A 13,034-nucleotide genomic window follows, 5' to 3' on the forward strand; every position below is an offset into this window, starting at 1 on the left:
GCAGTTGTGCCAACCCCCCGCTAGGTTGGCACAGCTGTGGCAGTCAGGTAGCGGAGGTGGCGGCTTCATACCCCATGCGCCAGCTGACCGCACGGCTGGCGGATAACAGGCGCTGCGCCGCCGGCCCGTTTTCATCGGCATGGAACAAAGATGTCGGACCCACCACCGTCAGCACGGCAACCACTCTGCCCATCGCGTTGAACACCGGTGCCGACAAGGCATCCACCCCTGGCAGCAGCAAACCGTGTACATGGTGCAAACCGCGTGCGCGGATCTGTTCGCACTGGGCTGCGTAGGCCTGATCGTCTGCCAGCACATGGGCTGCGTGGGCCTGCAATTCCTGCACGCGCAGATCCTCGGTCTCGCGTTTCGGCAGGTAGGCACCAAAAACCAATCCCGTCGAAGAGCTGAGCAGCGGCAGCACCGAGCCCAGTTGTGTCACCACCGTCACCGCACGTACTGCCGGTTCGATGTGCACCACGGTCGCGCCCTGATTGCCCCATACCGCCAGAAAGCAGGTTTCGTTCAAGTCATCGCGCAGCTCGGCCAGGGGCAGGGCGGCGACTTTCAGCACGTCCATACTGTTGAGTGCTGCCAACCCCACGCGCAAGGCTTCACGACCCAGGCCGTAATGGTTGGTCGCTGCGTTCTGTTCGGCAAATCCGCTGGCGATCAGCGCCTGCAAATAGCGATGGACCTTGCTCGCCGGCATCTGCACGTGTTCGGCCAGGCGCGACAGCGAAGTCGAAGGTGACAACTCGGCAAGAGCCTTGAGGATGTCAGTGCCCACCTCGGCCGAGCGGACTTTCTGTTTACCGTTGTTGTCGCTGGTGGGCTTTTGCATGGAGGCAGTTTGATCCTGTTACGAATGGGCGTCTTTATAGCTTGACGGTCAATACCAATCAAATTACGTTATGCGTAATCAAATTACGATAAAAACAACCCAGGCGTGCCTCGACCTCTGCAACAGAGTGAGCGGCCACTGCCGACTCCCTGTTCAGGAGGCTCCATGAACCCCGATTCAACGATGCCAGCGCTGGCCTACCTGTCAGGCTTCGGCAACGAATTCAGCAGCGAAGCCTTGCCCGGCGCACTGCCTGTTGGCCAGAACTCCCCGCAAAAAGCCCCGTACGGTCTCTACACTGAACTGTTCTCCGGCACGGCGTTCACCATGCCGCGCAGCGAGGCGCGGCGGACGTGGATGTACCGCATTCAGCCGTCGGCCAATCACCCGGCATTCGTCAAGCTGGACCGGCAACTGGCCGGCGGCCCGCTGGGTGAGGTAACCCCCAACCGCCTGCGCTGGAACCCGCTGGACATTCCCGCCGAGCCGACCGATTTCATCGACGGCCTGGTGAGCATGGCCGCCAACTCGGGCGCGGAAAAACCGGCCGGTATCAGCATCTACAACTACCGTGCGAACCGTTCCATGGAGCGCGTGTTCTTCAATGCCGACGGCGAGATGTTGCTGGTGCCTGAACTGGGGCGCCTGCGCATTGCCACCGAACTGGGCGTGCTTGAACTGGAACCGCTGGAAATTGCCGTGCTGCCACGCGGTCTTAAATTCCGCATCGAACTGCTCGACCCGCAGGCCCGTGGTTATGTCGCCGAAAACCATGGCGCGCCGCTGCGTCTGCCGGACCTGGGGCCGATTGGCAGCAATGGCCTGGCCAATCCGCGGGACTTCCTGACCCCGGTGGCGGCCTACGAGAACCTTCAACAACCCACCACGCTGGTGCAGAAATTCCTCGGCCAGCTGTGGGCGTGCGAGCTCAATCATTCGCCGCTCAACGTGGTTGCCTGGCACGGTAACAACGTGCCGTACAAATATGACCTGCGCCGTTTCAACACCATTGGCACCGTCAGTTTCGATCACCCGGATCCGTCGATCTTCACCGTGCTGACCTCGCCGACCAGCGTCCATGGCCTGGCCAACCTCGACTTCGTGATCTTCCCGCCGCGCTGGATGGTGGCCGAGAAAACTTTCCGTCCACCTTGGTTCCATCGCAACCTGATGAACGAATTCATGGGTTTGATCCAGGGCGAATACGACGCCAAGGCCGAAGGCTTTGTGCCCGGCGGTGCGTCCTTGCACAGCTGCATGAGCGCCCACGGTCCCGACGGAGAGACGTGCACCAAAGCCGTCAACGCAGACCTCAAACCGGCGAAAATCGACAACACCATGGCATTCATGTTCGAGACCAGCCAGGTATTGCGTCCGAGCCGTTTCGCCCTCGATTGCCCGCAACTGCAAAACACTTACGATGCTTGCTGGGCTACGCTGCCCGCCACTTTCGACCCGACCCGGAGATAACCCATGACGCAGACTTCCATCACTCGCAGCTGGGTTGCATCCGCCAACGGCCATGCGGATTTCCCCCTGCAAAACCTGCCGCTGGGCGTGTTCAGCCTTAACGGCTCGGCACCGCGCAGTGGCGTGGCCATCGGCGAACACATCTTTGACCTGCAAGCGGCCCTGGAGGCCGGGTTGTTCGATGGCGCTGCGAAAGCTGCGGTCGAAGCGACCCTTGACGGTCAGTTGAATGCCTTCTTCGAACTGGGGCGTGAGGCTCGCGTCGCGTTGCGCGAGCGTTTGCTGGAACTGTTCGCCGAGGGCAGCACCCTGCACGGCAAGATCGAAGCCCAGGGCGCAAGACTGCTGCCGCTGGCGGCGGATTGCGAGATGCACCTGCCGGCAAAAATCAATGATTACACCGACTTCTACGTCGGCATCGAGCACGCGCAGAACGTCGGCAAACTGTTCCGTCCCGACAACCCCTTGCTGCCGAACTACAAATACGTGCCGATCGGCTACCACGGTCGTGCGTCGACCATTCGCCCGTCCGGTACCGACGTCCGCCGCCCGAAAGGCCAGACGTTGCCGGCCGGTCAGAGCGAGCCGACGTTCGGCCCTTGTGCGCGCCTGGACTACGAACTGGAGCTGGGCATCTGGATCGGCCAGGGCAACGACATGGGCGACTCGATTGCCATCGGCGACGCCGCCGATCACATCGCCGGTTTCTGCCTGCTCAACGACTGGTCGGCACGGGACATCCAGGCCTGGGAATACCAGCCTTTGGGGCCGTTCCTGTCGAAAAGCTTCATCACCAGCATCTCGCCGTGGGTCGTCACCGCCGAAGCGCTGGAGCCGTTCCGTCGTGCCCAGCCTGCGCGTCCGCAAGGCGATCCGCAGCCGCTGCCGTACCTGCTCGACAAGCGCGATCAAGCCACCGGCGGGTTCGACATCGAACTGGAAGTGCTTCTGCTCACCGAGGCCATGCGCGAGCAGAACCTGCCGGCCCATCGCCTGACCCTGAGCAACACACAGCACATGTACTGGACCGTGGCGCAAATGGTTGCGCACCACAGCGTCAACGGCTGCCAATTGCAGGCCGGTGACCTGTTCGGTTCGGGCACCTTGTCGGGGCCGGAGAACGGTCAGTTCGGCAGCCTGCTGGAAATCACCGAAGGCGGTAAGAAGCCGATCGAACTGGCCTCGGGCGAGGTGCGCAAGTTCCTTGAGGACGGTGACGAAATCATCCTGCGCGGCCGTTGCCGCCGCGACGGTTTCGCGTCCATCGGTTTCGGTGAGTGCCGCGGCAAAGTACTGCCGGCGCGCTGAGAGGAGCGGGGCATGGAACTCTATACTTACTACCGTTCGACGTCTTCGTACCGGGTGCGTATCGCGTTGGCGCTCAAGGGTCTGGACTATCAATCCCTGCCCGTCAACCTGATCGCGCCCCAGGGCGGCGAGCATCGACAGCCGCCTTATCTGGGCATCAACCCGCAGGGCCGCGTGCCGGCCTTGCGTACCGATGAAGGCGAGTTGCTGATCCAGTCTCCCGCGATCATCGAATACCTGGAGGAACGTTATCCACAGGTGCCACTGCTGTCCAAGGACCTCGTCACCCGAGCACATGAGCGTGGCGTGGCGGCAGTGATCGGCTGCGATGTTCACCCGCTGCACAACGTCAGCGTGCTCAACCGGCTGCGCCAGTCGGGCCACGACGAACCACAGGTGGTGGAGTGGATCAGTCACTGGGTCGGCCAGGGCCTGGCCACGGTAGAGCAGTTGATCGGCGATGACGGTTACTGCTTCGGCCACGAGCCGGGGCTGGCGGACGTCTACCTGATCCCGCAGTTGTACGCGGCCGAGCGTTTCAATGTTTCTCTTGAGGCTTATCCTCGGATTCGTCGCGTGGCGGCGTTGGCGGCGACGCACCCGGCGTTCATCCAGGCGCATCCGGCGAATCAGCCAGACACGCCTTGAATCAGAAGCGGCGTAAAAAGATCGCAGCCTGCGGCAGCTCCTACCCGATCCTCGTAGGAGCTGCCGCAGGCTGCGATCTTTTGCGTTTAATGGACGACGGCATTCGGCGGCAGATGCCCCAGCCGTTCCGTGAGGCGAATCCGCTGGATGGGATCGTCGCTGAGCAGCAGTGCGTGTTCCAGGTCAAAACGCTCGGCGTTCGGGCAGTCCAGCCGTTGATACAGGCTGGCCCGGGCCAGATAGTCGGCGCTACTGGCATTGCCCAGTTCCAGGACGCGCCCGGCGTCGATCAGGGCATTGATGAAGTCGTCGTGGGAGAGGTACAACTGGCGCAGGTTGCGCGACAGCCGTTGCAGCATCTGCACCGGTTCGGCGGTCACCAGATGGTCGGCGCTGAGCTTCATGTTCGGGCCATACTGGCGGTGCAACAACTCTCGGCAATCGTTCGGATAAAGTCGACGACCGCCGCAGGGATCGAGCAAATGATCGGCGCCCGGCACCCGCAGCAGGAAGTGCCCGGGAAAGTTGACCCCGACCATGGGGATCTCCAGGCCCTTGGCCAACTCCAGTGCAATCAACCCCAGCGTCAAGGGTTGCCCTCGTCGGCGTTCCAGTACCTTGTCGAGCAGTGCCACTTGCGGGCGCAAGGGCGTGAAGTCGTCCTGGGCAAAGCCCAGGTCGTTCATGCGTCGCAATAGCGGTTGGGCCAGTTCACTGACCGGCAGCATCGGCAAGCCAGCGCTGATCCGTTGCTGCAACTCCTGGAAATCGGTCAATACCGCTTGTGGGTTCACTTCGCCGTCATGCTCGACCGCAATCCATAGCGCCGCCTCGAACAGCGCGGGCGGTGAACGTTGCAGGCAGGCGAAGAACGATTGGCGCGGGGTCATCAAAATCTCCGGGCAATGCCTCGTTTTAGTCCCCTCTCCGGCATTCGTCCAGTGTCGTACAAGCGCGAATTCCGGTTATTTCCGAAAGCCTGCATGGCGGCTACGCTTATTCCGGTGCGCTTCTGCAATTTTCGGGCGCAAGCCTATACTGGCGTCTACAAGAAGTGATTCGGGAGCCTTACGATGTTCGCTCTCATGCAAAGCACTCGCCTTGAATCGCTGCATCTGAGCGTTGACCCGGTCACCGGGTTAAAGGCGGTCATTGCCATTCATAACAGCCGACTGGGGCCTGCCCTGGGTGGTTGTCGTTATCTTGCCTATCCCAGCGACGAGTCTGCGGTCGAGGATGCGGTGCGCCTGGCCCAAGGCATGAGTTACAAGGCGGCACTGGCCGGCCTGGCCCAGGGCGGCGGCGTGTCGGTGATCATTCGCCCCGTTCATGTGGCCAACCGCGCCGCACTGTTCGAAGCCTTCGGGCGCTGTATCAATCAGCTGGACGGGCGCTACATCACGGCCATCGACAGCGGCACCTCAGTGGCGGACATGGATTGCATCGCCCAACAGACCCAACACGTCACCAGCACCACCTCGGCAGGTGACCCGGCGCCGCACGCGGCGATGGGCGTATTCACCGGCATTCGCGCCACTGCGATGGCGAGACTGGGCAGCGATAACCTCGAAGGCCTGCGCGTCGCCATTCAAGGCCTGGGCAACGTCGGTTATGCCCTGGCAGAACAGTTGCACGCCGCCGGGGCCGAACTACTGGTCAGCGATATCGATCACGGCAAGGTACAACTGGCGATGGAACAACTCGGGGCTCACCCCATTGCCAACGACGCACTGCTCAGCACGCCTTGCGATATTCTGGCGCCATGCGGGTTGGGTGGGGTGCTGAACAGCCACAGCGTGACGCAATTGCGCTGCTCGGCAGTGGCCGGCTCGGCGAACAATCAGCTGACGCATCTGGATGTTGCCGACCAATTGGAACGTCGCGGCATCCTGTACGCTCCGGACTACGTGATCAACGCTGGCGGGTTGATCTATGTGTCGCTCAAGCACCGTGGCGAAGAACTGTCGACCATCACCGCACACCTGTCGAAAATCAGCTCGCGCCTGACCGAGGTGTTTGCCCACGCCCAGGCGGAAAAACGTTCGCCGGCTCGGGTGGCGGACGAGTTGGCGGAAAAGGTGCTGTATCGATAATAAGATCAAAAGATCGCAGCCTTGGCTGGCTTGGCCGGGGCAACCGGCTCAGCGTTTGCCTCTTCCACAGGAGCGGCCACTGCAACCGGCTCGGTGACTTCAACAGGTGCCACAAGCAGTTCGGACAGGGCGTCCGGCTGGCTCTTGAACGCCTTGGCGAACACATCGCGATTCTTCGCCATGTAGATCCCGGCTTCTTCCACTTGCTGCTCGGTCAGGGACGGAACGGCTTTTTGCAACACTTCAGCCAGCAATTCTGCCAGTTCGAGCATTTTGTCATGACGGTCAGCTTCGGCTTTATCCATGAACAAGCGCTCCAGATCTCGGCTGCTGCGGTATACCACTTCGACGGCCATTCACCACCTCACATGCCTTCACATTGGTTGTCGGTTTCGACTACTGTATCTATATACAGCTAAAGGATAAGCGAAACCCTGTCTTTTGGGTAGTGGCTTTTTAATGTAGACCGGTTTCGACATTTGTCAGGCGAGGCCCGCACAGGTGCGACCAAACGCCACGGCGCGTAATCCGGAACGGCTAGCCATCATGGGCTGGCCTTTTTTCTGCATGCAGAAAAACCGTCACGTCCAACCCGCATCATCCGGTCGACCCGACCTAAGGAAGCATCATCGTGAAAATCAACTGGGCCGAAAAACTGCGGCAGAGCGTGCATGAACTGGCCGAGTCCCTGGGCAATCTGTTCGTCGAGACCTTTCATTACCTGGCGCTGTTCGCCATCGGTGCGGTGACCGCGTGGGCGGCGGTAATGGAATTTCTCGGGATGATCGAAGAGGGGCACATCAAGATCGATGACATCCTGCTGCTGTTCATCTACCTGGAGCTGGGGGCGATGGTCGGGATTTACTTCAAGACCAACCACATGCCCGTGCGTTTCCTGATCTACGTGGCGATCACCGCGCTGACGCGGTTGCTGATTTCCAACGTTTCGCACCACAACCCGCCGGACCTGGGGATCATTTACCTGTGCGGCGGGATCCTGCTGTTGGCTTTTGCGATTCTGGTGGTGCGTTACGCTTCGTCGCAGTTTCCCTCGGTGAAGATCGAAAACCCGCAACGCAAGACCGGCGCGGGTTCCAGTGAACATCCAGAGGTCGAGAAGGGCGAAATCTAGAGCCCGAGCGTGGGGCGCAGCCGCCCTTTGAGGGGAGGGGGCGGCAAGGCCGGTCCGCTGCCGGTGGTCATGGCTTCGAGGATGGCCACGGCGCTGTCGCCCTGTTCGATGGCAATGCCGAACTGAATGCTTTGAACCAGGCGCTTGAGGCGCTGGGGGTCATTGCGTTGTTCGGCGCTGATCATGCGTTTGGCCACCACGCGGCCATTGTTGGATAGGGTCAGCATGATGCTGCCGTCCGGGCCCTGAATGCTCAGGTTGATCTGGTAATCCGCTGCAAAGGCATCGGTTATGAGCTGGAAAGGGTTGTCCATGATGCGTCACCGCCTGATTGAACGTGCAGTTGTTGACCGGCCGTGATCAGGTTGGTTCGCACTGCCAGACCATCGGCCATTTCGCCATCATTGTTCCAGCAGGGAAGTAGCAAGGCCCATGCCGGAAAAATTGTCGGACAAAAAACACCTTCTGTAGGAGCGAGCTTGCTCGCGATGGTCGTCAACGATAACGCGTAAACCCAGACACCCCACGGTGCCTTCTGGTTTTTCGCGAGCAAGCTCGCTCCTACAGGGGGGCGCGTTTCCTGCACGTTTCAGGGCAATAACGGCGGGCGTGCAACCAAAACGGTCAACACTCCACCCAGTTCACCGCCAGACCGCCCCGTGACGTCTCCTTGTACTTGTCGTGCATGTCGGCTCCGGTATCGCGCATGGTGCGGATCACCCGGTCCAGGGAAATGAAGTGCTTGCCGTCACCGCGCAGGGCCATTTGCGTGGCGTTGATGGCTTTCACGGCGGCGATGGCGTTGCGTTCGATGCACGGCACTTGCACCAGTCCGCCCACCGGGTCGCAAGTGAGGCCAAGGTTGTGTTCCAGGCCGATTTCAGCGGCGTTTTCCAACTGTTCCGGGGTGGCGCCCAGTACCTCTGCCAGGCCCGCGGCGGCCATGGCGCAGGCAGAGCCGACTTCGCCCTGGCAGCCGACTTCGGCCCCCGAGATCGATGCGTTTTTCTTGCACAGGATGCCAACAGCGGCTGCACCCAGGAAGAACGCGACCACGTCGTCGTCAGACGCATCGGCATTGAATTTCATGTAGTAGTGCAGCACCGCCGGGATGATGCCCGCTGCGCCGTTGGTCGGCGCCGTGACCATGCGCCCGCCTGCCGCGTTTTCTTCGTTCACGGCAAGGGCGTACAGGTTGACCCACTCCATCGCCGACAAGGTGGAGGTGATGACATTCGGCTTGCCGATTTCCTGCAGGCTGCGATGCAGTTTCGCCGCTCGGCGTGGAACATTCAGGCCGCCGGGCAGGATGCCTTCGTGACGCAAGCCCTGCTCGACGCATTCGCGCATCACCGACCAGATGTGCAACAGGCCCTCGCGGATCTCGGTATCACCACGCCATGCCCGTTCGTTGGCCATCATCAGCTCACTGACCCGCAGCCCGTGCTCGTTGCACAGCCTGAGCAATTCGGCAGCGCTGGAGAAATCGTAGGGCAGCACCACATCGCCGGCCGGTGCGATCCCGGACTCGGCTTCGGCGGCTTCGATGATGAAACCGCCGCCCACCGAGTAATAGGTTTGCTCGAACAGCTCGCCGGTTTCACTGAAAGCCGTCAAGGACATGGCATTGGGGTGGTAGGGCAGGCTCTCTTCAAGCAGCAGGAGATCGCGTCGCCAGTCGAAGGCAATGTCCACAACGCCTGCCAGACTCAAATTGCCGGTTTCGCCCAGGGTGTGAATGCGACTGTCGATGGTGGTCGGATCGATGCTGTCGGGCCATTCGCCCATCAGGCCCATGACGCAGGCGCGGTCCGTCGCGTGGCCGACGCCGGTCGCCGACAGAGAACCGTAAAGCCGAATCTCCACGCGTCGCACGTCCGTCAGAAAACCCTGTTCGAGCAGTTGTTGAGCGAAGGTCGCGGCGGCGCGCATCGGACCGACGGTGTGGGAACTGGACGGGCCGATGCCGACTTTGAAGAGATCGAAAACACTGATAGCCATGCTAAAGCCTGTACAAGCAATGGAAGAGGAATCGCCGCCATTTTTGTAGGACAAGCGCTATGTCGGCGATACTGCCCGCCAAGGTCCTACGTGACCAACGAAATTTCCTAAGACATCCTTTAGCAGGACTAAACGATGAGCCGTCAATTACATGCCCAGACCTATGTCTGGCTGAACGTGTTTGCCTGTGCCGCGCGGCACCTGTCATTTACCCGCTGCGCCGAAGAACTGCACATCACACCGGGAGCGGTCAGCCAGCAGATCCGCCAGCTGGAAGAGCGCCTGGGCTTTCGCCTGTTTCACCGCCGTGCCCGTGGCGTGGAGCTGAGCGCCGAGGGCCAGCGCCTGGCCATTACCGTCAACGAGGCCTTTGGCAGCATCGACGCGGAATTGCGCCGACTGGATGCGGGCATGATCAGCGGGATTCTGCGGGTGCGTTCGATTCCATCATTCCTGAGTAAATGGCTGACGCCGCGCCTGCCGCGCTTGCAGCAGCGCTTTCCGGACATCCAGTTGCGCCTGGTGGCCGAGGACAGCAGCGTGCCGTTGCATGAAGGCGACTTCGACCTGGCAATCGACCTGAACGACGGCAGCTACCCGGGCCTGTTATCCACAGCCTTGCTCGATGAACAGATTTTTCCGGTGTGTGCGCCGAGCCTGTTGCGTGGCCGTCCGCCGCTGCACGGTCCGGCAGACCTGATGCATTTTCCGTTGTTGCACGACATCACCGCCTGGCGCGGCAGCTACGAATATGCGGAATGGGAGTTTTATCTCAACGCCATCGGCTTCGAAGGGGCGGATGTTCGACGCGGGCATACCTTCAATCGCAATCACCTGACCATCGAAGCTGCCATCGCCGGGATGGGCGTGGCGATTGCCCGACGAACGCTGCTCAATGATGAGCTGGAACGGGGGGCGTTGATCGTGCCGTTTGGCCTGGCGGTGCCCAATCACAAGCGCTACATGCTGCTTTACGCACCGGGGGCATTGAGCCATCCGGGTGTGCGCGCGGTGCACGATTGGTTGGTGGAGGAGGCGGGGGGTTTTCGCAGCCTGCACCCGTTGGGGGAGCAGCAAATGTGAGCAATTGTTACGCAGGAGCAGGGCGACCCAACTCCCGACCTTAACAGCGCTTTTACCCGTTGTCCGGCTTTTTTTGCGATTGAAAATTTATCTTTTTTTAGGGGTTGAATTGTTCAGCGTACAGACCGATTGTGTAACCAAGAGGTCACGGTGATGACGCCCAAGGGCTTAGCTGACCGGCCTCTCGCGAGCTAGCTGAAATAAGGGATGAACTATGCAAATCCAAGTCAATAGCGATAACCATATTCAAGGCAGTAAACGACTGGAGGAGTGGGTACGTACGACCATTGAGAGCACGCTCGAACGCTACGAAGAGGACCTGACACGCGTCGAGGTTCACCTGCGGGACGAGAACGGCGACAAGCCGGGTCCCCACGACATGCGCTGCCAGCTGGAGGCGCGGCCAAAAGGCCATCAACCGGTTTCCGTCACCCATAAGGCCTCCACCATGGAGCAGGCGATCGACGGAGCAGCCACCAAACTTGAACATGCGCTGGAGCATATGTTCGGCAAATTACGCGGCAAACGAGCAAATGTGGTGCCCATCGAGAGTGGCGCCCATGCCGACCAGCTGCTGGAAGAAGAGTTTCTGGAAAACGAACAGGCGGCGCTTAACGGCTGATACCTGATTCACTTTTTACCTTCCCATCAGAACGGGCCTGCATTGCAGGCCCGTTTTCGTTTCGGTGGCTTTTGGATTCCATGGTCGTTGGCATGGGCTGTGGGGACAGTCAGGATTGCGGTGAACCAACGGGCAAGATAGAAGGCTGCACCCGATCTTTTGCATATGAGAATATTTATCATTAATATTGCGACCTTGCCGGCCCCCCCGACGCTGTTGTGGCCCCCCCGGTCTCCAGGTCGAAACTTGAACAATGATGACTCTCCCACCCGACTCCCACGATATCGAGCGTGATCAACAGCGCGGCGACCGTGCGCATTTTCTCCAGGTGTTTCTCTCCCAGCGTTCGCAAATGGAAGCGCTGGTAAATCGGCGTGTCGGCTGCAGCGCGACGGCGGCGGACCTGGTTCAGGACTTGTTCCTGCGGTTCTGGCGGCGGCCGCTGGTGCAAGTCGAGGAACTCAGTACCTACCTGTTGCGCTGCGCCGGCAACATCGCCATCGATCATTTGCGCAGTGAAGGCACCCGGGTGCGGGCCAGCGAAGGCATGCTGGTGGAAGCACCGGACAGCCATGGCAGCGGACCGCAAGCGGCGCTGGAGGCGGGCAACGATCTGCGCCACGTCGAAGCCGCATTGCGCGCGTTACCGCAGCGCACGCGGCAGATCTTTCTGCTCAATCGCATTCACGGCCGTAAATACGCCGAGATCGCCAAGGCCATGGGTTTGTCCCAAAGTGCCGTGGAAAAACATATGATGCGCGCCCTCGAAGCTTGCAAGGCCAGCCTTCGGGAACCCGAACCGCGTACGCCAGGGAAAGCACCGTGAACCACTTCGAACGCGTCACCCCGACGCCCGCTCAGGAACAGGCAGCGCTGGCCTGGCTGAGTCTGTTGCATGACCAGCCCAGCAGTGCTGATCAGGCGACTTTCAGTCATTGGTTGCAGGCCGATCCCGCCCATGCCGAGGCCTATGCCCGGGCGCAGGTCTTGTGGGAGCTGAGCGAAGGACCGGCGCGCACGCTGGCCGATGAAGATGCCCTGGCCTTGCAGAGTTATCTCAACGCCATGGACAAGTCTCGGCGCAGCATGGTCGGGCGCTGGTCCGGTGCGCTGGCGATGGCGGCGTGTCTGCTGCTGATGGTCTGTGTCGGTACAGGCTGGCAACCATCGCGCTGGATCGATGACTTGGGCGCGGACTTCGTCTCGGCACCGGGGGAAATCCGCACCGTCACCCTGGCCGATCAGACGCAGGTGATACTGGATGCCGACAGTGCCATCGCCGTGGATTTCAGTCGCGGCGAGCGGCATGTGCAACTGCGTCGTGGCGCCGGGTTTTTCAGCGTTACTCACACCGGTGAGCCGTTTGTGGTGGACGCTGAGAAAGGCCAGGCGCGCGTCCTGGGCACGCAGTTCGAAGTCCGTTTGCAACCCCGCGGTGCACAGGTCACGGTGCTGTCCGGGCGAGTCGGGGTGACGGCGGACCAGGACGCCGAACAGCAAATCCTCACCGCCGGCCAGCAAGTCGCCTACGGCGATGGCACGGCGCAAAAGCTCCACGCGGTGGACAGCGAAGCGCAGTTGGCCTGGCGCCAGGGCTGGCTCAATTACTACAAGGCGACGTTGGCCGATGTGGTGCGGGATCTGGGGCGCTATTACCCCGGACGGATCGTGTTGCTCAACGATGAACTGGCGGCACGCCGGGTCAGTGGCAGCTTCCCGAGCAGGAATCCGCAGGCGGTGTTGAGTTCTTTGCAGGGGGTGTTGGGGTTTGAGCAGCATCAGGTGTTGGGGCATCTGATTATTTTGCGTTGAGGCTGCTGACCTCTTCGCGGG

General features: G+C 61.0%; 14 protein-coding genes and 1 pseudogene. 9 read left to right on the top strand and 6 right to left on the bottom strand.

Features of this window, described 5'->3' with window-relative positions:
- Positions 1-43 precede the first annotated feature (43 nt).
- On the bottom strand, positions 44-844 hold the full coding sequence (locus C9422_RS13620) for an IclR family transcriptional regulator (protein ID WP_116580996.1): 801 nt from the start codon (positions 842-844) through the stop codon (positions 44-46).
- Between the two features lie 165 nt (positions 845-1,009).
- Here C9422_RS13620 and hmgA point away from each other — a divergent pair, with 165 nt between their 5' ends.
- The 3 genes from hmgA to maiA are packed head-to-tail and all read left to right on the top strand — an operon-like array spanning position 1,010 to position 4,270.
- Positions 1,010-2,314: a homogentisate 1,2-dioxygenase gene (hmgA, locus tag C9422_RS13625; protein ID WP_116580997.1), complete on the top strand. Its 1,305-nt coding sequence runs from the start codon at positions 1,010-1,012 to the stop codon at positions 2,312-2,314.
- Between the two features lie 3 nt (positions 2,315-2,317).
- On the top strand, positions 2,318-3,622 hold the full coding sequence (gene fahA, locus C9422_RS13630) for a fumarylacetoacetase (RefSeq protein WP_116580998.1): 1,305 nt from the start codon (positions 2,318-2,320) through the stop codon (positions 3,620-3,622).
- 12 nt (positions 3,623-3,634) lie between these two features.
- Positions 3,635-4,270, top strand: a complete 636-nt coding sequence (gene maiA / locus C9422_RS13635; protein ID WP_116580999.1) for a maleylacetoacetate isomerase — start codon at positions 3,635-3,637, stop codon at positions 4,268-4,270.
- Between the two features lie 86 nt (positions 4,271-4,356).
- Here maiA and C9422_RS13640 read toward each other — a convergent pair whose 3' ends face one another.
- The gene (locus tag C9422_RS13640; protein WP_116581000.1) at positions 4,357-5,160 is read right to left on the bottom strand and encodes a SirB1 family protein; all 804 of its coding nucleotides are present in this window, start codon (positions 5,158-5,160) and stop codon (positions 4,357-4,359) included.
- A 183-nt stretch (positions 5,161-5,343) separates the two neighbouring features.
- On the opposite strand from C9422_RS13640, the gene C9422_RS13645 reads away from it, so the two are divergent.
- Positions 5,344-6,363 (top strand): Glu/Leu/Phe/Val dehydrogenase dimerization domain-containing protein, encoded by a 1,020-nt coding sequence (locus tag C9422_RS13645; protein WP_116581001.1) that lies wholly within the window; start codon positions 5,344-5,346, stop codon positions 6,361-6,363.
- 116 nt (positions 6,364-6,479) lie between these two features.
- Here the strand turns inward: C9422_RS13645 and C9422_RS13650 are convergent.
- Positions 6,480-6,719, bottom strand: a pseudogene (locus tag C9422_RS13650) (YebG family protein); the annotation flags it as partial.
- Between the two features lie 275 nt (positions 6,720-6,994).
- Here C9422_RS13650 and C9422_RS13655 point away from each other — a divergent pair.
- Positions 6,995-7,495, top strand: coding sequence for a phosphate-starvation-inducible protein PsiE (locus C9422_RS13655; protein ID WP_007970338.1), 501 nt, complete (start codon positions 6,995-6,997; stop codon positions 7,493-7,495).
- Here C9422_RS13655 and C9422_RS13660 read toward each other — a convergent pair.
- The 3 genes from C9422_RS13660 to C9422_RS13670 all read right to left on the bottom strand — a co-directional run bounded on the left by C9422_RS13660 (position 7,492) and on the right by C9422_RS13670 (position 9,496).
- On the bottom strand, positions 7,492-7,809 hold the full coding sequence (locus C9422_RS13660; protein ID WP_116581003.1) for a DUF3509 domain-containing protein: 318 nt from the start codon (positions 7,807-7,809) through the stop codon (positions 7,492-7,494). The genes C9422_RS13655 and C9422_RS13660 overlap by 4 nt on opposite strands.
- Positions 7,785-8,048: a hypothetical protein gene (locus C9422_RS13665; protein ID WP_165824773.1), complete on the bottom strand. Its 264-nt coding sequence runs from the start codon at positions 8,046-8,048 to the stop codon at positions 7,785-7,787. The genes C9422_RS13660 and C9422_RS13665 overlap by 25 nt, the downstream gene beginning before the upstream one ends.
- Before the next feature lie 71 nt (positions 8,049-8,119).
- Positions 8,120-9,496, bottom strand: coding sequence for an L-serine ammonia-lyase (locus C9422_RS13670; RefSeq protein WP_116581005.1), 1,377 nt, complete (start codon positions 9,494-9,496; stop codon positions 8,120-8,122).
- A gap of 135 nt (positions 9,497-9,631) precedes the next feature.
- Here C9422_RS13670 and C9422_RS13675 point away from each other — a divergent pair, with 135 nt between their 5' ends.
- From C9422_RS13675 to C9422_RS13690, 4 genes are all read left to right on the top strand, one after another.
- A complete protein-coding gene (locus C9422_RS13675) occupies positions 9,632-10,579 on the top strand; it encodes a LysR substrate-binding domain-containing protein (RefSeq protein WP_116581006.1) in 948 nt (315 codons plus the stop codon).
- Between the two features lie 214 nt (positions 10,580-10,793).
- Complete coding sequence (locus tag C9422_RS13680) at positions 10,794-11,201, top strand: HPF/RaiA family ribosome-associated protein (RefSeq protein ID WP_007970346.1); 408 nt, start codon at positions 10,794-10,796, stop codon at positions 11,199-11,201.
- 253 nt (positions 11,202-11,454) lie between these two features.
- Positions 11,455-12,027: an RNA polymerase sigma factor gene (locus C9422_RS13685; protein WP_116581007.1), complete on the top strand. Its 573-nt coding sequence runs from the start codon at positions 11,455-11,457 to the stop codon at positions 12,025-12,027.
- On the top strand, positions 12,024-13,013 hold the full coding sequence (locus C9422_RS13690) for a FecR family protein (protein WP_116581008.1): 990 nt from the start codon (positions 12,024-12,026) through the stop codon (positions 13,011-13,013). Before C9422_RS13685 ends, C9422_RS13690 begins: the two co-directional genes overlap by 4 nt.
- The last annotated feature ends 21 nt before the right edge of the window (positions 13,014-13,034 follow it).

This window comes from Pseudomonas sp. B1(2018) (assembly GCF_003097365.1).
Lineage (GTDB): Bacteria > Pseudomonadota > Gammaproteobacteria > Pseudomonadales > Pseudomonadaceae > Aquipseudomonas > Aquipseudomonas laurylsulfatiphila.